Origin of the sequence: Candidatus Pseudomonas phytovorans, from assembly GCA_029202525.1 — a bacterium.
Lineage (GTDB): Bacteria > Pseudomonadota > Gammaproteobacteria > Pseudomonadales > Pseudomonadaceae > Aquipseudomonas > Aquipseudomonas phytovorans.
The window spans coordinates 1,247,226-1,272,909 of the sequence record CP119325.1 but is presented as its reverse complement, the minus strand read 5'-3'; the positions used below and the strand labels follow the sequence as shown (position 1 = coordinate 1,272,909).

Annotated in this window: 25 protein-coding genes; 13 read left to right on the top strand and 12 right to left on the bottom strand. The window is 62.8% G+C overall.

Features of this window, described 5'->3' with window-relative positions:
• Positions 1–59 precede the first annotated feature (59 nt).
• Positions 60–2,045 carry a 7TM diverse intracellular signaling domain-containing protein gene (locus P0Y58_05570; GenBank protein WEK31668.1) on the bottom strand — a complete coding sequence of 662 codons (1,986 nt, stop codon included), beginning with the start codon at positions 2,043–2,045 and terminating at the stop codon, positions 60–62.
• A gap of 265 nt (positions 2,046–2,310) precedes the next feature.
• Between P0Y58_05570 and P0Y58_05565 the strand changes: the two genes are divergently transcribed.
• From P0Y58_05565 to P0Y58_05550, 4 genes are all read left to right on the top strand, one after another.
• On the top strand, positions 2,311–3,108 hold the full coding sequence (locus tag P0Y58_05565; protein WEK31667.1) for a hydroxymethylpyrimidine/phosphomethylpyrimidine kinase: 798 nt from the start codon (positions 2,311–2,313) through the stop codon (positions 3,106–3,108).
• Positions 3,109–3,121: 13 nt separating this feature from the next.
• Positions 3,122–3,745 (top strand): thiamine phosphate synthase, encoded by a 624-nt coding sequence (gene thiE / locus P0Y58_05560; GenBank protein ID WEK31666.1) that lies wholly within the window; start codon positions 3,122–3,124, stop codon positions 3,743–3,745.
• Between the two features lie 17 nt (positions 3,746–3,762).
• Positions 3,763–5,046 (top strand): glutamate-1-semialdehyde 2,1-aminomutase, encoded by a 1,284-nt coding sequence (hemL, locus tag P0Y58_05555; GenBank protein WEK31665.1) that lies wholly within the window; start codon positions 3,763–3,765, stop codon positions 5,044–5,046.
• Positions 5,047–5,335: 289 nt separating this feature from the next.
• Positions 5,336–5,881, top strand: a complete 546-nt coding sequence (locus P0Y58_05550; protein ID WEK31664.1) for a tetratricopeptide repeat protein — start codon at positions 5,336–5,338, stop codon at positions 5,879–5,881.
• Positions 5,882–5,884: 3 nt separating this feature from the next.
• On the opposite strand, the gene P0Y58_05545 is transcribed toward P0Y58_05550, so the two are convergent.
• Entirely contained in the window at positions 5,885–6,211 is a 327-nt protein-coding gene (locus tag P0Y58_05545; protein ID WEK31663.1) for a DUF1820 family protein, read from the bottom strand.
• 249 nt (positions 6,212–6,460) lie between these two features.
• Here P0Y58_05545 and P0Y58_05540 point away from each other — a divergent pair, with 249 nt between their 5' ends.
• From P0Y58_05540 to lnt, 4 genes are read left to right on the top strand one after another with little or no spacing between them, the layout of a single operon-like run.
• Positions 6,461–7,459: a PhoH family protein gene (locus tag P0Y58_05540; protein ID WEK31662.1), complete on the top strand. Its 999-nt coding sequence runs from the start codon at positions 6,461–6,463 to the stop codon at positions 7,457–7,459.
• Complete coding sequence (gene ybeY, locus P0Y58_05535; protein WEK31661.1) at positions 7,452–7,925, top strand: rRNA maturation RNase YbeY; 474 nt, start codon at positions 7,452–7,454, stop codon at positions 7,923–7,925. The genes P0Y58_05540 and ybeY overlap by 8 nt, the downstream gene beginning before the upstream one ends.
• Before the next feature lie 25 nt (positions 7,926–7,950).
• The gene (locus P0Y58_05530) at positions 7,951–8,790 is read left to right on the top strand and encodes an HlyC/CorC family transporter (protein WEK31660.1); all 840 of its coding nucleotides are present in this window, start codon (positions 7,951–7,953) and stop codon (positions 8,788–8,790) included.
• An 8-nt stretch (positions 8,791–8,798) separates the two neighbouring features.
• A complete protein-coding gene (gene lnt, locus P0Y58_05525) occupies positions 8,799–10,316 on the top strand; it encodes an apolipoprotein N-acyltransferase (protein WEK31659.1) in 1,518 nt (505 codons plus the stop codon).
• 155 nt (positions 10,317–10,471) lie between these two features.
• On the opposite strand, the gene P0Y58_05520 is transcribed toward lnt, so the two are convergent.
• On the bottom strand, positions 10,472–11,233 hold the full coding sequence (locus P0Y58_05520; GenBank protein ID WEK31658.1) for a YdcF family protein: 762 nt from the start codon (positions 11,231–11,233) through the stop codon (positions 10,472–10,474).
• Between the two features lie 135 nt (positions 11,234–11,368).
• Positions 11,369–11,683 (bottom strand): hypothetical protein, encoded by a 315-nt coding sequence (locus tag P0Y58_05515; GenBank protein WEK31657.1) that lies wholly within the window; start codon positions 11,681–11,683, stop codon positions 11,369–11,371.
• A 228-nt stretch (positions 11,684–11,911) separates the two neighbouring features.
• Between P0Y58_05515 and leuS the strand changes: the two genes are divergently transcribed.
• The 5 genes from leuS (at position 11,912) to P0Y58_05490 (ending at position 18,013) form a co-directional block, all read left to right on the top strand.
• A complete protein-coding gene (gene leuS / locus P0Y58_05510) occupies positions 11,912–14,518 on the top strand; it encodes a leucine--tRNA ligase (GenBank protein WEK31656.1) in 2,607 nt (868 codons plus the stop codon).
• A gap of 61 nt (positions 14,519–14,579) precedes the next feature.
• A complete protein-coding gene (locus P0Y58_05505) occupies positions 14,580–15,185 on the top strand; it encodes a hypothetical protein (GenBank protein ID WEK31655.1) in 606 nt (201 codons plus the stop codon).
• A 39-nt stretch (positions 15,186–15,224) separates the two neighbouring features.
• Complete coding sequence (holA, locus tag P0Y58_05500) at positions 15,225–16,262, top strand: DNA polymerase III subunit delta (protein WEK31654.1); 1,038 nt, start codon at positions 15,225–15,227, stop codon at positions 16,260–16,262.
• Between the two features lie 209 nt (positions 16,263–16,471).
• The gene (gene arfA / locus P0Y58_05495) at positions 16,472–16,636 is read left to right on the top strand and encodes an alternative ribosome rescue factor ArfA (protein WEK31653.1); all 165 of its coding nucleotides are present in this window, start codon (positions 16,472–16,474) and stop codon (positions 16,634–16,636) included.
• A 60-nt stretch (positions 16,637–16,696) separates the two neighbouring features.
• A complete protein-coding gene (locus P0Y58_05490; protein WEK31652.1) occupies positions 16,697–18,013 on the top strand; it encodes a lytic murein transglycosylase in 1,317 nt (438 codons plus the stop codon).
• A 33-nt stretch (positions 18,014–18,046) separates the two neighbouring features.
• On the opposite strand, the gene P0Y58_05485 is transcribed toward P0Y58_05490, so the two are convergent.
• The 8 genes from P0Y58_05485 to rodA form a co-directional block, all read right to left on the bottom strand.
• Complete coding sequence (locus tag P0Y58_05485) at positions 18,047–18,985, bottom strand: LD-carboxypeptidase (GenBank protein ID WEK31651.1); 939 nt, start codon at positions 18,983–18,985, stop codon at positions 18,047–18,049.
• A gap of 109 nt (positions 18,986–19,094) precedes the next feature.
• Positions 19,095–20,111: a lipoyl synthase gene (lipA, locus tag P0Y58_05480; GenBank protein ID WEK31650.1), complete on the bottom strand. Its 1,017-nt coding sequence runs from the start codon at positions 20,109–20,111 to the stop codon at positions 19,095–19,097.
• A gap of 2 nt (positions 20,112–20,113) precedes the next feature.
• Positions 20,114–20,761 (bottom strand): lipoyl(octanoyl) transferase LipB, encoded by a 648-nt coding sequence (gene lipB, locus P0Y58_05475; GenBank protein ID WEK31649.1) that lies wholly within the window; start codon positions 20,759–20,761, stop codon positions 20,114–20,116.
• Positions 20,761–21,036 (bottom strand): DUF493 domain-containing protein, encoded by a 276-nt coding sequence (locus P0Y58_05470; GenBank protein ID WEK31648.1) that lies wholly within the window; start codon positions 21,034–21,036, stop codon positions 20,761–20,763. Before P0Y58_05470 ends, lipB begins: the two co-directional genes overlap by 1 nt.
• A gap of 73 nt (positions 21,037–21,109) precedes the next feature.
• Positions 21,110–22,270, bottom strand: coding sequence for a D-alanyl-D-alanine carboxypeptidase (locus P0Y58_05465; GenBank protein WEK31647.1), 1,161 nt, complete (start codon positions 22,268–22,270; stop codon positions 21,110–21,112).
• A gap of 272 nt (positions 22,271–22,542) precedes the next feature.
• A complete protein-coding gene (locus P0Y58_05460; GenBank protein WEK31646.1) occupies positions 22,543–23,544 on the bottom strand; it encodes a septal ring lytic transglycosylase RlpA family protein in 1,002 nt (333 codons plus the stop codon).
• Positions 23,544–24,554, bottom strand: coding sequence for a lytic murein transglycosylase B (mltB, locus tag P0Y58_05455; GenBank protein WEK31645.1), 1,011 nt, complete (start codon positions 24,552–24,554; stop codon positions 23,544–23,546). Before mltB ends, P0Y58_05460 begins: the two co-directional genes overlap by 1 nt.
• A gap of 17 nt (positions 24,555–24,571) precedes the next feature.
• Positions 24,572–25,675, bottom strand: coding sequence for a rod shape-determining protein RodA (gene rodA, locus P0Y58_05450; protein WEK33278.1), 1,104 nt, complete (start codon positions 25,673–25,675; stop codon positions 24,572–24,574).
• Positions 25,676–25,684: the final 9 nt, after the last annotated feature.

Here is a 25,684-nt window from a genome sequence, read left to right as displayed (position 1 = left end):
AGTCCACAAATGTGGGAGCGGGCTTGCCCCGCGAAGCGCCGCGCAGGCGGCGCTCGATCTCAGAGGCGCCGCACCTGCATCGGCGAGCGCATCATCTGCACCTGCGAAACCGCCATGTTCAAACTCAATTCGAACCGGCTCCCCAGCCCCCGCGTCGACTCATGCGCCAACCGGGCCCCAAGCAGTTCGCCCATCTGCCGGCAGATCGACAACCCGATCCCCAGCCCGCCATACCGCCGGGTCATCGAGCCATCCACCTGGAAGAAGCGCTGATACAAGGTCGACTGTTCCAGGTCATCAAAGCCAATACCGCTGTCACTCACCGTAAAGGTCAGCGCCAGATCTTCCGGCCCCACCCGGCGCCCGCGCACCTGGATCATCACGCCACCCTGGTGGGTAAACTTCAGTCCATTGTCCACCAAACAGCCCAGGCAACGCGCCAGCTTCTGCCCATCGCCCAGCAGCCCGTCGGGCAGATCGGCTGGAATATCCAGGCTCAGGTACAAGCCTTTACCCAAAGCCTGCCCGGCATAACCTGCACGCAAGCCCTGCAACAAGGTGCGTAAGCTGAACGGCGCAGGCTGCGCACGCAGCCGGCCGGCCTGCAGCTCAGACAGCGTGAGAATGGCGTCAACCATGTCCATCATGCCCTGCGCCGACCCCACCGCCGTACGATGGTACTGAGCCATTTCGGCTTCCATCGGCAGCGTGTGCATCAATTCCAGCGAACCGATCACGCCATTCATCGGCGTACGCAGCTCATGGGTCACGCTGGCCAGAAACTCATCCTTCAAGCGGTTGCTCCTGGCCAGTTGCAGGTTCAACTGCTCCAGTGTGCGCCCGGTTTCACGCAACGTCTGCGCCTGCTGGTCACGCAGGCTGTTGATGCGGTCGGCCAGCGCCAGCGACAGCAATGCCACCTCCAGCGCCGAGCCCAGCTGGCTGGCATACATGGTCAGGAACACGTTCGGCAGGTAGCCCAGCACCATCAGGGTGTTGACCAGCCCTCCCAGCAGAAATGCCGTCCAGGCGATGATGAACCAGCGCGCCACGCGCAGCCCCCGCCACCAGGCGAACAGCCCGGCACTGAAAATGCTTACGGTGAACAGCAACGCCAGCACCGTGGCCATACGCAGGGCAACGCCATAAGGCATGCTCACCGCAAGCAACATGACCAGCGCGCCCCCCAGCATCAGCAGCTGCAACAGCCGGTCGAAACCCCGGCTGACGCGGCCCAGTTGCAGGAAGTGCCGAGCGAACTGGCAACCGAACAGCCCGGCGGCACCAATGAACAACGGCGTAGAGGCGTTCGCCCACCACGGGCTGTCCGGCCAGAAGTAAGCCACACCGGCACCGTTCACAGACACCTGGTAAAAACCGAACGAAGCGATATAGAGGATGTAGTAGAGGTAGCTGACGTCTCGTACGCTGAGGTAGATGAACAGGTTGTACACCAGCATCACCAACAGCACGCCGTAGATCATCCCCAGCACATACAGGCGTGTGGGTTGCTCCTCCATGTAGGCCTCGGCAGACCACAACGCCAACGGCGCCTGCACCGAGCCTTCACTGTGCAGGCGCAGATAAGCCGTCGTTACCTGGCCAGGCGGCAGTTGCAGTTCGAACAAGTAGTTGTTTTGCCGGATCTGCCGGCTGTCATACGGCAAGGCATCGCCGGTACGCTGAGCCAGGCGGTACACGCCGGTAGCGTCGGCAAGGTACAGCTCAAGGTGATCGAGCGGTGGGTAGGCCAACTCCAGCAGCCACTGCCGGGGGCCAGAGCCCGACCTTGCAACGGGGCGCAACTCCACCTTGAGCCAGAACACCGAACTGGAGTAACCGGCGTTCAGCACGTCTTCGTGGTGGGGGCGAAAGCGTTTGGCGAACCCGGGAGCACTGACCTGGGCGATGCTGGCACTGCCATCAAGGTCTTCATAAACCTGCATGGCCTTGCCCAACGGAAGATGCCGGGTAGCGTCGTCGAAATCGACCGCTCCGGCAAGCACGGGCAGCAAGCCCAGAAGCACAATCAGCAAATAGCGCATACAGCCCCAGCATGGCCTGTCCGGTCGCGTCGCGGTAGCCTCCCATCCGTTTGAGACGACGTGATCCGGCAGAACCCGTTTGTCGAGTTATCCGAGCACTCTAGCATAGCTTCGCAACCTGACAATCGACCATGTTAAAAACCAAAGAAAAGGCTCTAAATCAATGCTTTCAGAAGAGCACAGAACAAATATCTGACCGATCGATCAATAAATGTCGTTTGTCGGACGATCCGCCCAAACAGGTTTGGTGGTAAGCTCGCCGACCATGAATACCTACAGCTCCCGCCCCGTTGTCCTCTGTCTCTCCGGCCACGACCCCAGTGGCGGCGCCGGCCTGCAGGCAGATATCGAAGCCCTGATCGCCCAAGGCTGTCACGCAGCGCCTGCAGTGACCGCCCTGACCGTGCAGGATACCGTCAACGTTTCCGACTTCCGCGTGCTCGACCGCGAGTGGGTGCTGGCCCAGGCCAACGCCGTGCTGGCCGACTCCACAGTAGCCGCAGTCAAGCTGGGCATGCTCGGCTCGATCGACATGGTCGACACCGTCGCCGAACTGCTGGCTGCCCACCCGCATCTGCCGCTGGTCTGCGACCCGGTGCTGCGTGCCGGTGGCGGTGGCCGCCTGGGCAAGGACGAAGTGGGCTACGCCATGCGCGAACGCCTGTTGCCGCTGGCGACCATCGCCACGCCGAACCTGCCCGAAGCACGCATCCTGGCTGAACTGCCCGAAGGCACTGCGGACGAGTGCGCCGAAAAACTCCTGCCGTTCTGTAGACACCTGCTGATTACTGGCGGTCACGGCGACGAAGACGAAATTCACAACCGCCTGTATACCCAGGACGGCCAGCGTCACACCTGGACCTGCCAACGCCTACCGGGCAGCTACCACGGCTCGGGCTGCACCCTGGCCAGCGCCCTGGCCGGCCGCCTTGCCCTTGGCGAGCAGCTGGAAAGCGCCGTGCGCAGCGCCCTGGAATACACCTGGCGCACCCTGCGTGACGCCGAGCAGCTGGGCAAAGGCCAGTTCGTGCCGCGCCGCCTGCCCCTGGACTTCTGCTCCTGATACGAGGCCTTCAATGAAGCTACGCGGTCTGTACGCCATCACCGACAGCCAGCTGCTCGCCGGCCGTTTCCTGTCCCATGTCGAGGCGGCACTGGAAGGCGGCGTGTGCCTGCTGCAGTACCGCGACAAAAGTGACGACGCGGCGCGCCGCCTGCGTGAAGCCGAAGGGCTGCTGAAACTCTGCGAACGCTACGGCACCGAGCTGCTGATCAACGACGATGCCGAACTGGCCGCGCGCCTGGGCGTCGGCGTGCACCTGGGCCAGACCGACGGCCCGCTGACCCCGGCCCGCGCCCTGCTCGGCCGCCAGGCGATCATCGGCTCTACGTGCCACGCCAGCCTCGAACTGGCCGCCCAGGCCGCCAGCGAGGGCGCCAGCTACGTAGCGTTCGGCCGCTTCTTCAATTCCGTTACCAAGCCGGGCGCGCCCGCCGCCAACGTCGAACTGCTTGAGCAGGCGCGTGCCCAGGTGAAACTGCCGATTGCCGTAATCGGCGGCATCACCCTCGACAACGCCGCCCCGCTGGTCGCCCACGGTGCCGACCTGCTGGCGGTGATCCATGGCCTGTTCGGTGCCGACAGCGCGCAGGAAGTTACCCGCCGCGCCCGCGCCTTCAACGCCTTGTTCGCATCCTGATTTCGAGAGAATTTTTCATGTCCCGTTCCGAAGACCTGTTCGCCAAAGCCCAGAAGCACATCCCCGGCGGCGTCAACTCGCCAGTGCGCGCATTCAAGAGCGTGGGCGGCACGCCGCTGTTCTTCAAGCATGCAGAAGGCGCCTACGTCGTTGACGAAGACGACAAGCGCTATGTCGACTACGTCGGCTCATGGGGCCCGATGATTCTCGGCCACGGCCACCCGGATGTGCTGGATGCGGTACGCAAGCAGCTGGAGCACGGACTGTCCTACGGCGCACCGACCGCCATGGAAACCGACATGGCCGACCTGGTCTGCTCGCTGGTGCCGTCCATGGAAATGGTGCGCATGGTCAGCTCGGGCACCGAAGCCACCATGAGCGCCATCCGCCTGGCCCGTGGCTACACCGGCCGTGACGCCATCATCAAGTTCGAAGGCTGCTACCACGGCCACTCCGACAGCCTGCTGGTAAAAGCCGGCTCCGGCCTGCTGACCCAGGGCGTGCCTAGCTCGGCCGGCGTGCCGGCAGACTTTGCCAAGCACACCCTGACCCTGCCGTTCAACGACATCGCTGCGGTCGAGAAAACCTTGGCCGACGTCGGCCAGACCGTGGCCTGCATCATCGTCGAGCCCGTGGCCGGCAACATGAACTGCGTCCCCCCGGCGCCGGGCTTCCTTGAAGGACTGCGTGAGCAGTGCGACAAACACGGCGTGGTGCTGATCTTCGACGAAGTGATGACCGGTTTCCGCGTTTCTCTGGGTGGTGCCCAGGGCCACTACGGCATCAAGCCCGACCTGTCGACCTTCGGCAAGATCGTCGGTGGCGGCATGCCTGTCGGCTGCTTCGGCGGCAAACGCGAAATCATGGGCTGCATCGCCCCGCTCGGTCCGGTCTACCAGGCCGGCACGCTTTCAGGCAACCCGCTGGCCATGGCAGCCGGCCTGACTACCCTGAAGCTGATCAGCCGCCCGGGTTTCCACACCGAGCTGACCGACTACACCAGCCGCATGCTCGACGGCCTGCAACAACGTGCCGATGCCGCCGGCATACCGTTCGTCACCACCCAGGCGGGTGCCATGTTCGGCCTGTACTTCAGCGGCGCCGACGACATTGTTACCTTTGAAGACGTGATGAGCAGCGATGCCGAACGCTTCAAGCGCTTCTTCCACCTGATGCTGGAAGGTGGTGTGTACCTGGCGCCGAGCGCGTTCGAGGCCGGCTTCACTTCCATCGCTCATGGCGACAAGGAACTGCAGATCACACTGGATGCAGCTGAAAAGGCCTTCGCAGCCCTGAAGTAAAGCAGTGCACCGCGCCTTTGTGGGAGCGGCCTTGCGTCGCGAAAGGGCTGCAAAGCAGCCCCAGCAATCCAAGCATTTTTGCTGAAATTCTGGGGCCGCTCTGCGGCCCTTTCGCGACACAAGGCCACTCCCACAGGGGCCAATACAGGCAACAATTGACCCGATACAATCAGCTGACTTCCCCAACCAAGCAGAAATTCGAGTAAAACTTTGTAAGGTTGGCGCTGCTTATCCCATAATGTGCCACCAGAGACATTGGCCGCAGCTTCGCAGAGGTAAGTCGATCCCCATGAACCGCACCGGCCGCGCCCTGACCCTGGGCTGCCTGTTGCTTCTTCAGCCCCTGCTGGCCTTGGCGGAGGGCGGTAACTCGTTGCTGATTCCGGCGACGGGCCGCTGCACCTTGAATGTTCAGCCTGAAGACCTGGCAAACGCCCTCAAGGCCTGCGAGCAGACGGCTACCGCGGGGGATGCCCAGGCGCAATTCGAACTGGGCGAGTACTACTACACGCAAACGCCGAAAAACCTGAACAAAGCCCTGGACTGGTTCCAGAAGGCTTCGTTGCAAGGCCAGGCCGACGCCCAGTACCGTCTGGGTGCTATGTTTTTCCATGGCGAAGGGGTCAAGGCCAACAACGTGCAGGCCTACATCCTGCTGAAAATGGCCGCGGTCAACGGTGCAGAAGATGCGCTGGACATGGCCGACGAAGTGACCGAACAAATGCCCCGCGACGAACTGGAGCACGCCACCCAGGTGCTCGGCCAGATCTTCCGCAAATACCTGCTGGAACTGCAGAACGCCGAAGGGCGCACGCCGTTCTCGCCACTCCCCTGAGGCTTACTTTTCCGGCATTGGCATCGGGAACGGCATCACATTGCCGCCGCCTTTGGCTTCGCTGATCTTTGCCGTGCCCAGGCGCTCCACTTCGTCGATTCGCACTATTGAGTGCATCGGCACGAAACTGCGGATCACCCCCTCGAACTGGCTCTTGAGCTTCTCTTCGCTCGGGTCCACCACCAGTTGCGAGCGCTCGCCGAACACGAACTCCTCAATTTCCAGGAAGCCCCACAGGTCGCTCTGGTAGATCTGCTTGGCATACATCTCGAAGACCTGCCCCTGGTTGAGGAAGATCACTTTATAGATGGCAGGTTCGCGTTTGCTCATGTTTGGCGGGATAACACATGCGTAAGAAAAGGCAGGCATGATACCTGTTCCGGCCTCTTCGGGGTGAACACGCTCCCACAGGATCTCGACCGGCCTTGAAATCGGCGCAGTACCTGTGGAAGCGGGTTCACCCGCGAAGAGGCCGGAACAGGCCTTACATACCGTTGAACGTTTCAGTGCTTTCGCCACTGGCATTCAAGGGTTATTCTTGAGTTCACACCCATTGCCGTCGAGCGGCTAAAAACGACCTTGAACGCACCCATAGAACCCCATCGTTTCATCCTCGAGCCCTTCGAGGCCCACCGTTTCGCCAACTTGTGCGGGCAGTTCGACGAGCACTTGCGCCTGATCGAGCAGCGCTTGGCCATCGAGATCCGCAACCGCGGCAATCAGTTCGAGCTGATCGGCGAACCCAAGACCACCTCTGCCGCCGAACAGTTGCTGCGCCGTCTCTACCGCGAGACCAAGGCCAACGACCTGTCGCCGGAAACCGTGCACCTGTACCTGCAGGAGTCGGCTGTCGAGAACATCGACAACCCGGCCGTCAACGAGGTCAGCGTGTCGCTGCGTACGCGCAAGGGCAACATACGCCCGCGCGGGCTCAACCAGCAGCGCTACGTGAAGGAAATCCTGGCCAACGACATCAACTTCGGCATTGGCCCGGCCGGGACCGGCAAGACCTACCTCGCAGTGGCTTGTGCCGTGGACGCGCTCGAGCGCGAACAGGTGCGCCGTATCCTGCTGGTGCGCCCGGCGGTTGAGGCAGGCGAAAAGCTTGGCTTCCTGCCCGGTGACCTGGCGCAGAAGATCGACCCGTACCTGCGCCCCCTGTACGACGCCCTGTACGAAATGCTCGGTTTCGAACACGTGGCCAAGCTGATCGAACGCCAGGTGATCGAGATCGCCCCGCTGGCCTACATGCGTGGCCGCACCCTGAACAACAGCTTCATCATCCTCGACGAAAGCCAGAACACTACGCTGGAACAGATGAAAATGTTCCTTACCCGCATCGGCTTCGGCTCCACGGCGGTGATTACCGGCGACATTACCCAGGTCGACCTGCCACGAGGCACCAAGTCGGGCCTGGCGCACGTCATCGAGGTTCTGAAAGACGTTCCGGGCATCAGTTTTACCCACTTCCAACCCAAAGATGTGGTTCGTCACCCACTGGTGCAGCGCATTGTCGAAGCGTATGACCGCTTCGAGGGCCGCCAATACAAGCCCGAGGCGCCCGGCAAAGATGCTTGAACTTGATCTGCAACGGGCAACGGACGCTACCGCCCCGGATGACGCCGACTTCCGCCGCTGGTGCGAACTGGCCCTGCGCCAGCGTAGCGCCGACTCGGAAATGACCATTCGCCTGGTCGACGAAGCCGAAGGCCGTGAGCTGAACCACACCTACCGGCATAAAGACTACGCGACCAACGTGCTGTCGTTCCCGGCCGATGTGCCCGATGACCTGCTCGACATCCCGCTACTGGGCGATCTGGTCATCTGCGTGGCAGTGGTCGAACGCGAAGCTGCCGAACAAGGCAAGTCGCTAGAGGCCCACTGGGCGCACCTGGTCATCCACGGTTGCCTGCACCTGCTCGGCTACGACCACATCGATGATGAGGAAGCCGAGGAAATGGAAAGCCTGGAACGGGAATTGCTGGCAGAACTGGGTCACCCTGACCCGTACGCCGACGATGAAACCGACTCTCTCACACACTGAAACACGAAGGATCACGAGAACCGCCATGAGCGAAGATCGATCGAGCAACGGGCAAAAGTCCTGGCTGGGCAAACTGACCCAGGCTTTTGCCCATGAGCCGAAAAACCGCCAGGAGCTCCTTGAGCTGCTGCGCGAAGCCCATCAGAACAAACTGCTGGACAGCGAAGCGCTGACCATCGTCGAAGGCGCCATTCAGGTCGCAGACCTGCAGGTGCGCGACATCATGGTGCCGCGCTCGCAAATGAACAGCATCAAGGCCGGCCAGTCGCCTCGCGAGTTTCTGCCAGCAGTAATCGAAGCCGCGCACTCGCGCTACCCGGTGATCGGCGAAAGCCACGACGATGTGCTTGGCATCCTGCTCGCCAAAGACCTGCTGCCGCTGATCCTCAAGGAGAACGGCGACAGCTTCAACATCAAGGACCTGCTGCGCCCGGCCACTTTCGTGCCCGAGTCCAAGCGCCTGAACGTGTTGCTGCGCGAGTTCCGCGCCAACCATAACCACATGGCCATCGTCATCGACGAATATGGCGGTGTGGCGGGCCTGGTCACCATCGAAGACGTGCTGGAGCAGATCGTCGGCGATATCGAGGACGAGCACGACGTTGAGGAAGACAGCTACATCAAGCCGCTGCCCAGCGGTGACTTCCTGGTCAAGGCGCTTACCCCGATCGACAACTTCAACGAGTTCTTCGACAGCGAGTTCTCCGATGACGAGTTCGACACGGTCGGCGGCCTGGTGATGAGTGCTTTCGGCCACCTGCCCAAGCGCAACGAAACCACCGAGATCGGGTCTTACAAGTTCCGGATTCTCAACGCTGACAGCCGGCGGATACACTTGCTGCGCCTGACCCCGATCACCCGTTAAGGACAAACATGCGTTGGATCACCCGCCCCGGCTGGCCCGGTAACCTGCTGGCCCTGGCGGCCGGTGCTTCCACCCTTCTGGCCCTGGCGCCGTTCGACATCTGGCCGCTGGCCATATTGTCCATCGCTGTGCTCTACCTTGGCCTGCGCGAACTCACCCCGCGCCAGGCCATGTGGCGGGGCTGGTGGTTCGGTTTTGGCCTGTATGGCGCCGGCACCTGGTGGATCTACGTCAGCATGAACACCTACGGCGGCGCCTCGCCGCTGCTGGCGATCCTGCTGCTGTTGGCGTTTTTCGCCGCCCTGGCCTGGTTCTTTGCCCTGCCCACCTGGCTGTGGGCACGCTGGCTGAGGCGTACTGAAGCGCCGCTGGCCGATGCCTTGTGCTTCGCCGCCCTGTGGCTGCTGCAAGAGGCCTTCCGCGGCTGGTTCCTGACCGGTTTCCCCTGGCTCTACGCTGGCTACAGCCAGCTGGACGGCCCACTCGCCGGCCTGGCACCGCTGGGTGGTGTGTGGCTGGTTTCCTTCACCCTGGCGCTCACTGCCGCCCTGCTGTGCAACCTGCAGCGCCTGCGCGCACGCCCCTCGTTCCTGGCCGTGGCCTGCCTGCTGTTGCTGGCACCATGGGCACTGGGCCTGGCGCTGAAGGGCCATGCCTGGACCAAACCGGCGGGTGACCCGCTGAAAGTGGCAGCCATTCAAGGCAACGTCGAGCAGGACCTGAAATGGGACCCGGCGCACATCGATGCGCAACTGGCGCTGTACCGTGACCTGAGCTTCAGTTCCAGGCCGGTGGACCTGCTGATCTGGCCGGAAACCGCAGTGCCGGTGCTCAAGGACCAGGCTCAGGGTTACATCGACGTGATGGGCCGCTTCGCCGCCGAGCGGCATACGGCGCTGATCACCGGCGTGCCCGTGCGTGAAGTGGTGCATCACCAGCGCCGCTATTACAACGGCATCACCGTCACCGGTGAAGGCGACGGCACCTACCTCAAGCAGAAGCTGGTGCCGTTCGGCGAGTACGTGCCGTTGCAGGACATGCTGCGTGGCGCCATCGAGTTCTTCAACCTGCCCATGTCCGACTTCGCCCGCGGGCCGGAAGACCAGCCGCTGTTGCAGGCCAAGGGCTATCAGATTGCGCCGTACATCTGTTACGAAGTGGTCTACCCCGAGTTTGCTGCAGGCCTGGCCGCACGCAGCGACCTGCTGCTGACCATCAGCAACGACACCTGGTTCGGCAAGTCGATAGGCCCTCTGCAGCACTTGCAGATGGCACAGATGCGCGCACTGGAAGCCGGCCGCTGGATGATCCGCGCCACCAACAACGGCGTGACTGCACTGATTGACCCGTTTGGGCGCATTACCACGCAGGTGCCGCAGTTCCAGCAAGCGGTGCTGTATGGCGAAGTGGTGCCGATGCAGCAACTGACGCCGTACCTGAAATGGCGCTCCTGGCCGCTGGCGATTGTCTGTGTGCTGCTGCTGGGTTGGGCGTTGCTGGCAGGGCGCATAGCCAAAACCGTCTAACCAGGCGACACAGATCCCTGTAGGAGCGGCCTTGTGTCGCGATCGGGCCGCAAAGCGGCCCCGGCATTCTTGGTGTAAACGCTGAATTCTGGGGCTGCTACGCAGCCCATCGCGACACAAGGCCGCTCCTACAAGGAATCGAGTGCACCCTTGGCTCAGTAGAACACCCGATACCCCACCAACCCCACCACTTCATTGAACAATTGCCCGCTCTGCCACATTGCCCGGCTCTCCGGCAGCAAGCCGCCAAACGGCCGTGCATGATCGCGCCCCAGGAACCCCACCGGCGCCGGCACCACCTCGAACCCCGCCTGCTCGAAGCTCCAGCGCGAGCGCTGCATGTGCCAGGCCTGGGTCACCACCACCACACGGTGAATCCCCAACGGCTGCAACACCTTGGCCGTGAGCTGGGCATTTTCCCAGGTCGTGCGACTGGCCTCTTCGCGCCACTTCACTTCGACCGCAAAATCTTCATGCAGGCGATCAGCCATCAGCCGCGCCTCGCTCGGCGGCGTGCCGTAGTGCAATCCACCACTGGTCAACACTGGCAAGCCCGAGGCCTTGGCCAGCCGCGCGGCAAAGCGCATGCGTTCCAGCGCCGTGGCAGTGGGCTGGTCGCTACCGCCCCAGGCCGGGTCGCCGCGCTCACGCCCCGCCCCCAGCACCACAATCGCATCCGCCCGGCTCGCCAAAGTGGCCCAGTCGCTCACGGCCAACGGTGGCTCGCTTTCCAGCACACGGGCGGTTTCCTGCACCATCAGCGGCAGGCTCATAAGCCACAGGCCACCGAGCCCCATGGCAAAACACAGCGCCGCCAGCCGTGGCCGCCGCGCACGCAGCCACCACGCCGCGAGCAGCAGCAGGAAAAGGATGCCCGGCGGCATCAGCCATTGTTTGATGAAAAATCGGATCGGCATCGGCCACACCTCCTTGGCAGGCGTGCAGCCTAAAAGGATCAACGCCGGTCAACAAGGGTGCGACCGGCGCCAATCGTGAGTTGTGTGATATTGAAGAACCGGCGCGCGATGGCCTGCGCCTGACATCCTGAACGGCTAGCGATGTGGCAGCGTCCTGGATCTGGCCGTATTGGCTGGGCGTTTCTTGTCCTTGAGCCAGATGATCTTGGCCGATGTCGGCTCCGCTTGTGGGTAACTGCCGGCACAGGCACTTTGGCGCACCGGGAGGGAATCCAGGTAGGCCTTGATCACTTCGAACTCTGCGTGGCTAAGGCCGCGCAATTCCAGCTCCGCTGGCATCTCGTCGCGCAATCGTACCGAGGTTCTGGCCGTTTCCAACGCCAGGCCAAGCCGGTCTATCAGGCGTTCATAAAGCTCCGGCTTGATTGCGGGTAGCTGCGTCTCTCCCATCCGTTCACCTCATTGAAGATAAAGAATATCTCCCCCCACACCTGAGCTTAGCGGTGCAATGAAAAGCAGCTGCCTGCCGCGACCAGCGGGCATTCGCAACGAAGGTTTCCCACGATGCGCAGCGCTGCTGTATGCTACGGCGTTCACTCTAAACGACACCGGAGTACCGGTTGCAGCGAGGTTCCGCTGCCTGGAACAAGGTCTCTCCTCTCTCAGCCAAAAGTAGCCATGCACGAACAATACACGCCCCGTGATATCGAAGCCGCCGCCCAGAACTTCTGGGACGAGCAACAATCGTTCGCTGTTACCGAACAGCCAGGCAAAGACACCTTCTATTGCCTATCGATGTTCCCGTACCCGAGCGGCAAGCTACACATGGGCCACGTGCGCAACTACACCATCGGCGACGTGATTGCCCGTTACCAGCGCATGCTGGGCAAGAACGTCCTGCAGCCGATGGGCTGGGACGCTTTCGGCATGCCCGCGGAAAACGCGGCGATGAAAAACAACGTCGCCCCGGCCAAGTGGACCTACGAAAACATCGACTACATGAAGACCCAGCTCAAGAGCCTGGGCCTGGCCATCGACTGGGCACGTGAAGTGACCACCTGCAAGCCCGACTACTACCGTTGGGAGCAGTGGCTGTTCACCCGCCTGTTCGAGAAAGGCATCATCTACCGCAAGAACGGTACCGTGAACTGGGACCCGGCAGACCAGACCGTACTGGCCAACGAGCAGGTCATCGACGGCCGTGGCTGGCGTTCGGGCGCGCTGATCGAAAAGCGCGAAATCCCGATGTACTACTTCCGCATCACCGACTACGCCGACGAGCTGCTGGAAAGCCTCGACGAACTGCCGGGCTGGCCTGAACAGGTCAAGACCATGCAGCGCAACTGGATCGGCAAATCGCGCGGCATGGAAGTACAGTTCCCGTACAACCAGGCCAGCATCGGCCACGAAGGCACCCTGAAGGTCTTCACCACCCGCCCGGACACGCTGATGGGCGCGACCTACGTCGCCGTTGCCGCCGAGCACCCGCTGGCCACCCAGGCAGCCCAGGGCAACCCGGCGCTGCAGGCGTTCATCGACGAGTGCAAGGGCGGCAGCGTTGCCGAAGCCGACATGGCCACCCAGGAGAAGAAGGGCATGGCCACTTCCCTGCTGGTCGAGCACCCGCTGACCGGCGAGAAGCTGCCGGTCTGGGTCGCCAACTATGTGCTGATGCACTACGGCGACGGCGCCGTGATGGCCGTGCCGGCCCACGACGAGCGCGACTTCGAGTTCGCCCACAAGTACCACCTGCCGGTCAAGGCCGTGGTGCGCACCAGCGCTGGCGATGAAGTCGGCAGCGAGTGGCAGGCCGCCTATGGCGAGCATGGCCAGCTGATCAACTCCGCCGAGTTCGACGGCCTGGACTTCGCCGGTGCTTTCGACGCCATCGAAGCCGCCCTGATCCGCAAGGAACTGGGCAAGTCGCGCACCCAGTTCCGCCTGCGCGACTGGGGCATCAGCCGCCAGCGCTACTGGGGCTGCCCGATTCCGATCATCCACTGCCCGTCTTGCGGCGACGTACCGGTACCGCAAGACCAGCTGCCGGTCACCCTGCCCGAGAACGTGGTACCGGACGGCGCCGGTTCGCCACTGGCGCGCATGCCTGAATTCTACGAATGCACCTGCCCGAAATGCGGCACTGCGGCCAAACGCGAAACCGACACCATGGACACCTTCGTCGAGTCGTCCTGGTACTTCGCCCGCTACGCATCGCCGAACTACGACAAGGGCCTGGTCGACCCGAAAGCCGCCAATCACTGGCTGCCGGTAGACCAGTACATCGGCGGTATCGAACACGCGATCCTGCACCTGTTGTACGCGCGTTTCTTCCACAAGCTGATGCGCGACGAAGGCCTGGTCACCTCGAACGAGCCGTTCAAGAACCTGCTGACCCAGGGCATGGTGGTCGCCGAGACCTACTACCGCGTGGCCAGCAATGGCGGCAAGGACTGGTTCAACCCGGCCGACGTCGAAATCGAGCGCGATGCCAAGGCCAAGATCATTGGCGCCCGCCTGAAGACCGACGGCCTGCCGGTGGAAATCGGCGGCACCGAGAAGATGTCGAAGTCGAAAAACAACGGCGTTGATCCGCAATCGATGATCGAAGCCTACGGCGCCGACACCTGCCGCCTGTTCATGATGTTCGCCTCGCCGCCCGACATGAGCCTGGAATGGTCCGACTCTGGCGTCGAGGGTGCCAGCCGCTTCCTGCGCCGTGTCTGGCGCCTGGCCCAGGCTCACGTCAGCCAGGGCCTGCCGGGCAAGCTGGACATCGCCGCCCTGGACGACGCGCAGAAGGTCATTCGCCGTGCCATCCACGCAGCCATCAAGCAGGCCAGCAACGATGTAGGCCAGTTCCACAAGTTCAACACCGCCATCGCCCAGGTGATGACCGTGATGAACGTGCTGGAAAAAGCCCCACAGGCCAGCGAACAAGACCGCGCCCTGCTGCACGAAGGCCTGGAAGCCGTCACCCTGCTGCTGTCGCCGATCACCCCGCACATCTCCCATGAGCTGTGGCTGCATCTTGGCCACGCAGGGTCGGTGATCGATGCCGCCTGGCCGAGCGTCGACGAACAGGCACTGGTGCAGGACACCGTTACCCTGGTGGTTCAGGTCAACGGTAAACTGCGCGGCCAGGTCGAGATGCCTGCTGCGGCCAGCCGCGAAGAAGTCGAAGCCGCCGCCCGCAGCAACGAGAACGTCCTGCGCTTTATCGATGGCCTGACCATTCGCAAGGTCATCGTGGTACCGGGCAAACTGGTCAACATCGTCGCCAACTGATGACAACGCCCACCCGCAGTGGCTGCGGGTGGGCGGAACAGGCCCACAAGGGAGCAACAACATGATCAAACGCAATTTGCTGGTAATCGGCCTGGCGGTCATGCTCAGCGCCTGCGGTTTCCAGCTGCGCGGCACCGGCTCCACTGAGCTGAGTGTGAAAGAAATGGACGTCAGCGCACGCAATGCCTACGGCCCGACAGTGGTCGAGTTGCGCGAGGTACTGCAGCGTAGCGGTGTCAACGTGCATGCTGGCGCGCCTTACCGCCTGGTACTGACCAACGAGCAGGAGCGCGAGCGCTCGGCAACCTACAGCGGCGGCAACCGTACCGCCGAGTACGAGCTGACCACCGAGCTGAACTACAGCATCCAGGGCCTGAACAACCTGGAGCTGCTGAGCGACAAACTGGAAGTGCGCAAGATCTACGTGCGTGACGGCTCGAACATCACCGGTTCCGAGCAGGAAGCCACCCGCGCCCGTGAAGAAATGCGCCGCAACCTGGTCAACGCCATGGTCGTCCGCCTGCAGATGCTGAGCCCGTCCCAGCTCGACGAACTGCAGCGCAAAGCCGACGAACGCGCCAAGGCCGAAGCCGCCGCGCTGGAGGCGGCCCAGCGTCAGCAGGCCGAAACGCCTCAGCAGTCGCCACTGGAAGTACCGGGCAACTAAGCCCGTGCGGGGCGCCCTTGGGTGCCCCGCCTGTTTCCCATGAAACTCGCCCCCGCCCAACTCAACAAGCACCTGCAAGGCACACTGGCCCCGGTCTATGTGGTCAGCGGCGACGACCCGCTGCTGTGCCAGGAAGCCGCTGACGCCATCCGCAACGCGGCACGCCAGCAAGGTTTCGACGAACGCCAGGTATTCAGTGCCGACGCCAACTTCGACTGGGGCACCCTGCTCCAGGCGGGTGCCAGCCTGTCGTTGTTCGCCCAGCGCCGCCTGCTGGAACTGCGCCTGCCCTCGGGCAAGCCCGGTGACAAGGGCGCCGCCGCGCTGATGGAATACTGCGCCAAACCCGCCGAAGACACCTTGCTGCTGGTCAGCCTGCCCAAGCTCGACGGCAGCGCGCAGAAGACCAAGTGGGGCAAGGCCTTGATCGAAGGCGGCCACTGCCAGTTCATCCAGATCTGGCCGGTGGATGTGCACCAGCTACCCCAGTGGATCAACCAGCGGCTGCAGCAAGCCGGCCTGTCGGCACAGCGTGACGCTGTCGACCTGATCGCTGCGCGCGTGGAAGGCAACCTGCTGGCCGCCGCCCAGGAAATCGAAAAGCTCAAGCTGCTCGCCGACGGTAACCCGATTACCGTTGAAACCGTGCAGGGCGCCGTCGCCGACAGCGCCCGCTTCGATGTCTTCGGCCTGGTCGACGCCATTCTCAACGGCGAAGCGGCGCATGCCCTGCGCATGCTCGAAGGCTTGCGTGGTGAAGGCGTAGAACCGCCAGTGATCCTCTGGGCCTTGGCCCGCGAGCTGCGCCAACTGGCCGGGCTGGCCCAACAGTTCAGCCAGGGGGTGCCCCTGGACAAAGCCTTCAGCCAGGCCCGCCCGCCGATCTGGGACAAACGCCGGCCGCTGGTCAGCAAAGCCCTGCAGCGCCTGTCGGCGCAGCGCTGGGCGCAGTTGCTGCAGGATGCCCAGCGGATCGATGCGCAGATCAAAGGCCAGGCCGAGGGCTCGCCCTGGACCGGATTGTCGCGGTTGGCGCTGTTGATGGCTGGCCAGCGCCTGGCGCTCCCTCCGGAATAACACCCCTCCCCTGTGGGAGCGGGCGTGCCCGCGAATCAGGCGACGCGGTGGATGGCACCGGCTTCGCCGGTGTTCGCGGCGGTTCGACGCCTCGACACGCCCGCTCCCACAGGACTGCGATCGACCATAAACACAATCAATTGGCCCAACCCCGCCCCGAGGCCTACAGTGCGCCCCGAAACCCACCCACCCACCCCGGGAGCGCCACCATGAGCAAAAAGCCGAAGAAACACGGCCCCAACAAGGCCAAGTCGATCATCGCCCAACCGCTGTTCCGCTGCCGCCAGGAACAACCGGAAAAGGGCAAAGGCAGCTACCGCCGCGAAGCCTTCCAATCGAGAGATTGGGAGGCTTCCTACTTTTTGGCAGCATGAAAGCATCGCAAGCGCAGGCATGGTATGGTCGTCACCTGACCTGCAATTCTGGATCTGTGCATGCTCTTCCGTCTTATCCCCCGTTGGGAAACCCGCCAGCTGATCGCGGCCTCCAGCTTTATCCTGCTCGTGGCCTGCGCGGAAAAGCCCACCGCTGCCGACGCACTGCCGCTGGCCCCTGCCCAACCCGCTCCAGTGGTGACTGTGCCCGGCACAACGCCCGACGTCAGCACTGAAATCCAGCCTCTGCAAACCTTCGCCCAGTGGCAGGCAGGCTTCCGCCAGCAAGCCCTGCAAGCCGGTATCTCGCCAAGCACGTTCGACAGCGCCTTCCTCGGCGTCACGCCGGACATGGACGTGATCAAGGCCGACCGCAGCCAGCCAGAGTTCACCCGCCCGGTATGGGAATACCTCGAAGGCGCCCTGTCGCCTCTGCGTGTGCGCAATGGCAAGAAGCTGCTGGAGCAGAACGCCGAACTGCTGACCCGCCTCGAACAACGCTATGGCGTCGACCGCCAGGTGCTGGTCGCGGTGTGGGGCATGGAGAGCAACTTTGGTCAGTTCCAGGGCAACAAGTCGGTGATTCGCTCGCTGGCCACACTGGCCTATGAGGGCCGCCGCCCACAGTTCGCCCAGGACCAGCTCATCGCCGCGCTGCAGATCATCCAGCATGGTGACATTCAGCCCGAAGCCATGCGTGGCTCCTGGGCCGGCGCCATGGGCCAGACCCAGTTCATCCCGACCACCTACAACACTCATGCCGTGGACTTCGACGGTGATGGCCGCCGCGACATCTGGAACAGTACCCCGGATGCCCTGGCCTCGACTGCGCACTACCTGCAAAGCTCGGGCTGGAAGCGTGGTCAGCCGTGGGGCTTCGAGGTACAAGTGCCGGCTGGCTTCGATTTCTGGCAAGCCGATGGCGCGCTGCGCAAACCGGTTAGCGAGTGGCTGGCGATGGGCGTGACACTGCCTGCAGGCACTCAACTACCGGCAAACAGCAACCAGCTGTCTGCCGCCCTGCTGCTACCAGCGGGCGCACGCGGCCCGGCGTTCCTGGTGCTGGACAACTTCCGCGCCATTCTCAAGTACAACAACTCATCATCCTACGCGCTGGCGGTGAGCCTGCTGGGGGATCGCTTCAGCGGCTGGGGGTTCATTGCCGGCAGCTGGCCTAAAGAAGACCTGCCGCTAAGCCGCAGCGAGCGTATGGACTTGCAGATCCTGTTGAACAGCCGCGGGCATGATGCTGGCAATGCCGATGGCATTATCGGGGCCAATACCCGCAAAGCCATTCGCAATGCCCAGCAGGGGCTGGGGTGGCCGGCAGATGGCTATCCGACCCATAAGCTGCTCGAGAGCCTGCGTAACCAGTAAGATTTTTGGGGCCGCTATGCGGCCCCGGCAATCTCAAGCCTTGAACAGATCCTGTTCCAGCACCAAGCTCTGCGGATCACTGTCCAGCCGGACCCGAGCCCCCAACGGCAGACACACATTCGGGTCACAATGCCCACTGCGCCACCCTGCCAATACCGGCACCCCCAACGGGCCAAAGGTATCCACCAGCAACGGCGCCAAAGCCGCCGTGGTAATCCCGGCAAAGTCCCCCACCAGCACGCCCTTCACCCCCTCCAGCTTGCCCGCCAGACGCAACTGGGTCAGCAGGCGATCCACCCGGTACAGAGGCTCGTTGACGTCCTCGATAAACAGGATGCAGCCCTGGGTGTCCAGCTCGGCAAGCGTCCCCATGGTCGCACCCAGCATCGACAGGTTCCCGCCCAGCAGCGGCCCGCTGGCCACACCCGGCAATACACTTTCCAAGGCATGGTCGGCGGGATGCACGATCTGCTCGCCTGCCCGCACATGCCCGCCCAGCTGCGCCAGCAACGACGACTCGGTCGGTGGCAACTTGGCCCCCAGCAGGTCGGCATTGAGCATGCCGCCATGGAACGTAACCAGCCCGCTATACCGGTAAATAGCCGTGTGCAGCGCGGTAATGTCGCTGTAGCCGATCAACGGCTTGGGGTTGCGCCGAATCAGCTCGAAGTCGAGTTGGTCGAGCAGGCGCATGCTGCCGTAGCCGCCACGCATGCACAGTATGGCGTCGATGCCCGGGTCGGCAAAAGCATCGTGCAGGTCCTGAAGGCGCTGTTGGTCCGGCCCTGCCAGGTAACCCTGAGCCTGCAGGGCACCTGGGTAAATTCGGCAACGGTAGCCTCGATCAGCGAACCACTGGCTGACCTTGTGTGTATCCAGCCGCGCCGAGCCCGCCGGCGCAATGATGGCGAAACAGGCATCCTGCGAAATCGCCTTGGGCAAATGTGCGTGAAGGGTCTCGACACAATTCATCATGCAGCTCCAGACAGCTTGTCGCTTGTAGCTTATGGCTTCTCGCTCACAAAAAAAATGCCGATGCCGCCTTTTAGCGTGCATCGGCATACGTGGCTCTACGCTTGGCTCAGAGCTTGATCTTGGCTTCGTGAGCTTGCTGGTCAGCGTGATACGAAGAACGCACCAGCGGGCCGGAGGCGACGTTCTTGAAGCCCATCTTGTAACCTTCTTCGGCGAACCAGGCGAAAGTGTCCGGGTGAACGAAACGCTGCACCGGCAGGTGGCTGCGCGATGGCTGCAGGTACTGCCCAAGGGTGAGCATGTCGATTTCATGCTCACGCATGCGGTGCATCACCTCGATCACTTCCTCGTCAGTCTCGCCCAGGCCGAGCATCAGGCCCGACTTGGTCGGTACGTGCGGCACCATCTGCTTGAACTTCTGCAGCAGGTCCAGCGACCAGTCGTAGTCCGAACCCGGGCGCGCGGCCTTGTACAGGCGCGGTACGGTTTCGAGGTTGTGGTTGAACACATCAGGCGGCTCTTGCGCGGTGATTTCCAACGCAACGTCCATACGGCCCCGGTAGTCCGGCACCAGCGTCTCAAGCTGCACGCCTGGCGACAACTTGCGGATCTCGCGCAGGCAGTCGGCAAAGTGCTGGGCACCGCCGTCGCGCAGGTCGTCGCGGTCCACCGAGGTGATCACCACGTACTTCAGGCGCAGGTCGGCAATCGCTACCGCCAGGTTCATCGGCTCGTCTGCGTCCAGCGCTTTCGGCCGGCCGTGACCCACGTCACAGAACGGGCAGCGGCGGGTACAGATGTCACCCATGATCATGAAGGTGGCGGTACCACCGGAGAAGCACTCACCCAGGTTCGGGCAGGAGGCCTCTTCGCACACGCTGTGCAGCTTATGCTTGCGCAGCAGTTGCTTGATGCGGTCTACCTCAGGCGAAACCGGGATACGCACGCGGATCCAGTCGGGCTTCTTCGGCAGCTCGTCGGTAGGGATGATCTTTACCGGGATGCGCGCGACCTTGTCGGCGCCACGCAGTTTAACCCCAGCTTCCACCTTCTTCGGCGCGGGGCGCGGGGTGACATCCTGGGTGGGTATCAGGTTCGGCACGGCTTCTAGCACAGTTGTCATATTCAGTCGATTCCGCCCGTGAGGGTCGTCTGCTCAGCGTAGTCGAGGTGCTTGACCAGCTGTCCGCGCAGCCTTGTCCTGACCTCGTCGAGTTCGATCGGACCTGCCAGGTCGCGCAGCTGGGTCATGGCCAGCCCCGCATAGCCGCAGGGGTTGATTCGGCGGAATGGCGCAAGGTCCATGTCCACGTTCAGGGCAAGGCCATGGAACGAACGGCCGTTGCGGATTCGCAGGCCGAGGGAGGCGATCTTCGCTCCGTCGACATAGACGCCCGGGGCATCAGGCTTGGCCGATGCCTGCACGTCGTAACTGGCGAGCAGGCCAATCAAGGCCTGTTCGATACGGCTGACCAGCTCGCGTACGCCAAAACCCAGCCGCCGCACGTCCAGCAGCAGGTAGGCCACCTGCTGACCGGGGCCATGGTAGGTCACCTGGCCACCGCGGTCGGTCTGCACCACCGGGATGTCGCCCGGCACCAGCAGGTGCTCGGCCTTGCCGGCCTGGCCCTGGGTAAAGACTGCGATGTGCTCGACCAGCCAGATTTCATCCTGGCTGGCCGGGGTACGCTGCTCGGTGAAGCGACGCATGGCTTCCAGCACTGGTTCGTAGTGCTGCAGGCCAAGCTCGCGAAAACCGAGGCAGGTGGACATCAGAGCACCATTTTCACGATGCCGGTAGCACGCAGGGCGCTATTGATATCGTGCAGCTGGTCCTCGCTCGTGGCAACGATGTGCAGTTGCACGGTGGTGTACTTGCCTTCCTTGCTCTGACGCTCCGCCAACGTAGTCATGTCGACTTCGGCGTGCTTCATGAGGATCTCGATAACCGTGTCCTTGAAATGGACCACAGTATCGCCGATGACCTTGATCGGGTAATCGACGCAGGGGAATTCGATCTTGTGCGACTTTACGTCTGGTTCGCTCATGGCGGAAACGGCCTCGTAAGCCGTGGCAACAACAACGCCCCCGCGAAACGCGCGGGGGCATGCAGGTCACGTATCAGTTGAACAACCCGAAGAAGAATAGACGGATGCTATCCCACATACGGCGGAAGAAACCACCTTCCTCGACGCCATCGAGGGCGATCAGGTCGGCGCTGTGAACCACTTTCTCGTCCAGTTTGACTTCCACTTTGCCGATCACGTCACCTTTGGCGATTGGCGCGGTGAGCTGCGGATTCATGGTCATCGAAGCCTGAAGGCGCTTCAATTGGCCTTTAGGCATGGTCATGGTCAGGTCGTCTGCCAGGCCAGCCTTGATCTGGCTGGTGGCGCCCTTCCAGACCGGAGCCTGGGTCAGCTCGGTGCCCTTCTGGTAGAAGGTCTGGGTTTCGAAGAAGCGGAAGCCGTAGGTCAGCAGCTTCTGGGTCTCGGCGGCACGCGACTGCTCGCTGTTGGTGCCGAACACCACGGCGATCAGGCGCTGGCCATCGCGAACGGCGGAAGCCACCATGCAATAGCCGGCTTCGTCGGTGTGGCCGGTCTTCAGGCCATCGACGGTCTTGTCACGCCACAGCAGCAGGTTGCGGTTAGGCTGCTTGATGTTGTTCCAGAAGAACTCTTTCTGCGAGTAGATGGCGTAGTGGGCCGGGTCGACGGTGATGATCGCACGGGCCAGGGTGGCCATGTCATGCGCCGACGAGTAGTGCTCCGGGTTCGGCAGGCCGGTCGGGTTCATGAAGTGGCTGTTGCTCATGCCCAGATCGGCAGCCGTCTTGTTCATCATGTCGGCGAAGGCATCTTCGCTGCCGGCGATGTGCTCGGACAGGGCGACCGAGGCGTCGTTGCCGGACTGGATGATGATGCCGTGCAGCAGGTCGCTGACAGTCACCTGGGTGCCGACCTTGATGAACATGCGCGAACCGCCGGTACGCCAGGCGTTTTCGCTGACGGTAACCGGGTCGTTCTCGCCGATCTGGCCGCGGCGAATGTCCAGGGTGGCGATGTAGGCGGTCATCAGCTTGGTCAGGCTTGCTGGCGGCAGGCGCTCGTCACCGTTGTTCTCGACCAGCACGTTGCCGCTGGACGCGTCCATGAGTACGTAGGACTTGGCTGCCAGTTGCGGTGGTGCCGGCGTCATCTGCTCTGCCGCGAAGGCGGCAGGCGTGATCAGCAGCAGTACTGGCAGGCAAAGTCGTTTGGCAAGGTTGGTGATGTTCATCCGTCTCTCGAAAATCGCTAATGGTCTGAGATGTTCCCTGGGCAAGATCATGTGCCCAGCGCCAGTCAGTCTAGTTTTGTGGCCGTAGGCCTGGCCCGTTAAAGTGCGGCGTTATGTCGCTGCGGGCAAAAGCCGACATTGTACATGTCCGCGCCCGGCAATTCATGACAAAACCGACAGTTTGGTGTTGCCTTCTTCGCGGGTAAACCCGCTCCCACAGGTTCACGCGAAACCCTATGGGAGCGGGTTTACCCGCGAAGAAGGCAACACGGTCAGTCAGCTGTGACCAGCTTTGCCTGCCCCAAGTTCGCCAGGCGGATACTGTCTTGTGCTTGCTGGATCTCGCCCTGGCTGCCGATCGGCCCCAGGCGAACGCGGTGCAGGGTTTGCTGGTTACGTACGATCGAGCTGATGAACACCGGTGCACTGACCATGGTGCTGAGCTTGGAGCGCAGCAATTCGGCGGCGTCAGGGTTGGCAAAGGCGCCTACCTGCAGGAAGCTGCCGCCATTACCGCCCGGTACGTTGTTGCCACCCACCTGCACCGGCACCACCGGCGCCGCATGCTGCTGTGCCGGCGGGGTCCATTGCTCGACACGCCCGGTATTGGCCGCGATCGCCTGGGTCTGGGCCACCTGCGGTTCTTTCAGCACCATCGGCGGCGTCTGTCCACGCTGGGCCCACCACTGTTGCGGGTCGATACCCTCGACGCGCACATGCGCAGTGCCAGTCTCGGCATAGCCGAGCTTCTTGGCCGCCGCGTAGGACAAGTCGATGATGCGGTCGGAATAGAACGGCCCACGGTCATTGACCCGCAGGATCACGCTACGGCCATTGGCCAGATTGGTCACCCGCACGTAGGCCGGCAGCGGCAGGGTCTTGTGCGCCGCGCTCATGCCATACAGGTCGTACAGCTCGCCGTTGGCGGTGTTCTGGCCATGGAACTTGGTGCCGTACCACGACGCGGTACCCTCGGCGCGGTAATTGCGCGACTCCTGCATCGGGTAGTAGGTCTTGCCCAGCACCGTGTAGGGGTTGGCCTTGTAGTTGCCGGTGTGCACGGTCGGCGTGGCGTCGGGGATCTTGTTCACATCCACGTCCCACCACGGCGCGCCGTCCTTGTGCGCCCGGTTGATGTCCAGCCCCGGCTGGGTCCGCACCACGTTGCCACTGCTTTGCTGGGTCGGGCGGCTGGATGAACAGCTGGCCAGTACCACACCAACGGCGAGGCAGGTCAACAGCTTGAAGGAATTGGCAGAAATGATTGCGCGCATTACTTGACGCCCCGTGCTTGGACCAGCTGTTCCGCAAGCTGATGCACCGCCATGGCATACATCACGCTGCGGTTGTAGCGAGTGATCGCGTAGAAGTTTTTCAGCCCCATCCAGTACTCGGGGCCATTGTCGCCTTCGAGCCGGAAGGCGGTAACCGGCAGATCATCGCGCAGCGAATCATGGACCGACCAGCCAAGCGCGCGCAACTCCCCTACCGTTTTCACCGGTTCGATGCCGGTGGTCAGGCCTTGATCGGCACGTGCACCGTCCACCCAGGCGCGGCTGACCACGCCCCCGCCCGCTACCCAGCCATGGCGCTTGAAGTAATTGGCGACGCTGCCGATGGCATCGTCCGGGTTGTTCCAGATATTGATGTGGCCATCGCCGTCGAAGTCCACCGCGTAGTTGCGAAAACTGCTCGGCATGAACTGCGGCAGGCCCATGGCACCGGCATAGGAGCCTTTGAGCGTGAGCGGGTCGAGCTGCTCGTCACGGGCCAATAGCAGGAATTCGCGCAGTTCCTTGCGGAAGAACTCCGCCCGCGGCGGGTAATCGAAGCCCAGGGTCGACAGGGCGTCAATCACCCGGTAGTTGCCGGTATTGCGGCCAAAGAACGTTTCCACGCCGATGATCGCGACAATGTACTGCGCCGGCACGCCGTATTGCTGTTCGGCACGGGCCAGCACGGCCTCATGCTGGCGCCAGAAGTCCACACCACGGGCAATGCGCGCGTCGGTGAGGAACATCGGCCGGTAGTCCTTCCAGGGTTTGACCCGTTCGGCCGGGCGCGAGATAGCGTCAAGGATCGACTGCTTGCGCTGCACTTCACGGAACACGCCCATCAGTTGCTCAGGGGCAAAACCATGGTCGCGGCTCATTTCGCCAACAAACTCGGCCACCTGCGGTGAGCCCTGGTAATCGCCGGCATGGGCCAGCTGTACAGCGCCGAACAGGCCCACCGCGCCGATCCACGGCGCACAACGGGCAGCCCAGTTACGCACTGCTTGCATGAAATTCTTCACCTTATTCAAACCTGCGCGATCCATTTGCGGTGCGTATGGATCGACATCAGAACGCCAAACGCTGACAGCAGCGTCACCAACGATGTTCCGCCATAGCTGATGAAGGGTAGCGGCACGCCCACCACGGGCAGGAGGCCGCTGACCATCCCGATATTGACGAACACGTATACAAAAAAGGTCATGGTCAGGCTGCCCGCAAGCAGCTTGCCGAACAGGGTCTGCGCCTGGGCGGTGATCACCAGGCCACGGCCGATCAGCAGCAAATAGACGATCAGCAACAGGCAGATGCCGACCAGGCCGAACTCCTCGCCCAGCACGGCGATGATGAAGTCGGTGTGGCTTTCCGGCAGGAAATCCAGGTGCGACTGGGTGCCAAGCAGCCAGCCCTTGCCGAACACGCCGCCCGAGCCGATCGCCGCCTTGGACTGGATGATGTTCCAGCCCGTGCCCAACGGGTCGCTTTCGGGGTCAAGGAAGGTCAGTACCCGCTGCTTCTGATAGTCGTGCATGACGAAGAACCACATCGCCACTGCCACCGGCACCGCCGCCGCCAGCACACTGAGGATCCAGCGCCAGCGCAAGCCACCCATGAACAGCACGAAGGCGCCGGAGGCAAGAATCAGCAGCGCCGTACCCAGGTCGGGCTGCCGCACGATCAGGATGAACGGCACACCGATCAGCACCAGGCTGATTGCCACGTGCTTCAAGTGCGGCGGCAAGGTGCGCTTGGACAGGTACCAGGCGATGGTCGCCGGCATGATGATCTTCATGAATTCCGAGGGCTGGAAGCGGATCACCCCGGGGATGTTGATCCAGCGCGTGGCACCCATGGCGTTATGGCCCATGACGTCTACCACCACCAGCAACAGCACACCCGTGAGGTAGGCCAGCGGTACCCAGCGCGCCATGAAACGCGGCTCCAGTTGGGCAATGACGAACATCGACACCAGGCCGATACCGAACGAGGTGGCCTGCTTGAGCAGCAGGTCCCAGTTCTTGCCACTGGCCGAATAGAGTACGAACAGGCTGCCGGCCGCCAGGGTCAGCAGAATCACCAGCAAGGGGCCGTCGATATGAATGCGCTGCAGAAAGCTGGCGCGCCGACGCATCACATCCTC

Coding starts and splice junctions, on each gene's coding strand:
- P0Y58_05570 (WEK31668.1), bottom strand. CDS start 2,045: ATGCGCTATTTGCTGATTGTGCTTCTGGGCTTGCTGCCCGTGCTTGCC.
- P0Y58_05565 (WEK31667.1), top strand. CDS start 2,311: ATGAATACCTACAGCTCCCGCCCCGTTGTCCTCTGTCTCTCCGGCCAC.
- thiE (WEK31666.1), top strand. CDS start 3,122: ATGAAGCTACGCGGTCTGTACGCCATCACCGACAGCCAGCTGCTCGCC.
- hemL (WEK31665.1), top strand. CDS start 3,763: ATGTCCCGTTCCGAAGACCTGTTCGCCAAAGCCCAGAAGCACATCCCC.
- P0Y58_05550 (WEK31664.1), top strand. CDS start 5,336: ATGAACCGCACCGGCCGCGCCCTGACCCTGGGCTGCCTGTTGCTTCTT.
- P0Y58_05545 (WEK31663.1), bottom strand. CDS start 6,211: ATGAGCAAACGCGAACCTGCCATCTATAAAGTGATCTTCCTCAACCAG.
- ybeY (WEK31661.1), top strand. CDS start 7,452: ATGCTTGAACTTGATCTGCAACGGGCAACGGACGCTACCGCCCCGGAT.
- P0Y58_05530 (WEK31660.1), top strand. CDS start 7,951: ATGAGCGAAGATCGATCGAGCAACGGGCAAAAGTCCTGGCTGGGCAAA.
- lnt (WEK31659.1), top strand. CDS start 8,799: ATGCGTTGGATCACCCGCCCCGGCTGGCCCGGTAACCTGCTGGCCCTG.
- P0Y58_05520 (WEK31658.1), bottom strand. CDS start 11,233: ATGCCGATCCGATTTTTCATCAAACAATGGCTGATGCCGCCGGGCATC.
- P0Y58_05515 (WEK31657.1), bottom strand. CDS start 11,683: ATGGGAGAGACGCAGCTACCCGCAATCAAGCCGGAGCTTTATGAACGC.
- leuS (WEK31656.1), top strand. CDS start 11,912: ATGCACGAACAATACACGCCCCGTGATATCGAAGCCGCCGCCCAGAAC.
- P0Y58_05505 (WEK31655.1), top strand. CDS start 14,580: ATGATCAAACGCAATTTGCTGGTAATCGGCCTGGCGGTCATGCTCAGC.
- holA (WEK31654.1), top strand. CDS start 15,225: ATGAAACTCGCCCCCGCCCAACTCAACAAGCACCTGCAAGGCACACTG.
- arfA (WEK31653.1), top strand. CDS start 16,472: ATGAGCAAAAAGCCGAAGAAACACGGCCCCAACAAGGCCAAGTCGATC.
- P0Y58_05490 (WEK31652.1), top strand. CDS start 16,697: ATGCTCTTCCGTCTTATCCCCCGTTGGGAAACCCGCCAGCTGATCGCG.
- P0Y58_05485 (WEK31651.1), bottom strand. CDS start 18,985: ATGAATTGTGTCGAGACCCTTCACGCACATTTGCCCAAGGCGATTTCG.
- lipA (WEK31650.1), bottom strand. CDS start 20,111: ATGACAACTGTGCTAGAAGCCGTGCCGAACCTGATACCCACCCAGGAT.
- lipB (WEK31649.1), bottom strand. CDS start 20,761: ATGTCCACCTGCCTCGGTTTTCGCGAGCTTGGCCTGCAGCACTACGAA.
- P0Y58_05470 (WEK31648.1), bottom strand. CDS start 21,036: ATGAGCGAACCAGACGTAAAGTCGCACAAGATCGAATTCCCCTGCGTC.
- P0Y58_05465 (WEK31647.1), bottom strand. CDS start 22,270: ATGAACATCACCAACCTTGCCAAACGACTTTGCCTGCCAGTACTGCTG.
- P0Y58_05460 (WEK31646.1), bottom strand. CDS start 23,544: ATGCGCGCAATCATTTCTGCCAATTCCTTCAAGCTGTTGACCTGCCTC.
- mltB (WEK31645.1), bottom strand. CDS start 24,554: ATGCAAGCAGTGCGTAACTGGGCTGCCCGTTGTGCGCCGTGGATCGGC.
- rodA (WEK33278.1), bottom strand. CDS start 25,675: ATGCGTCGGCGCGCCAGCTTTCTGCAGCGCATTCATATCGACGGCCCC.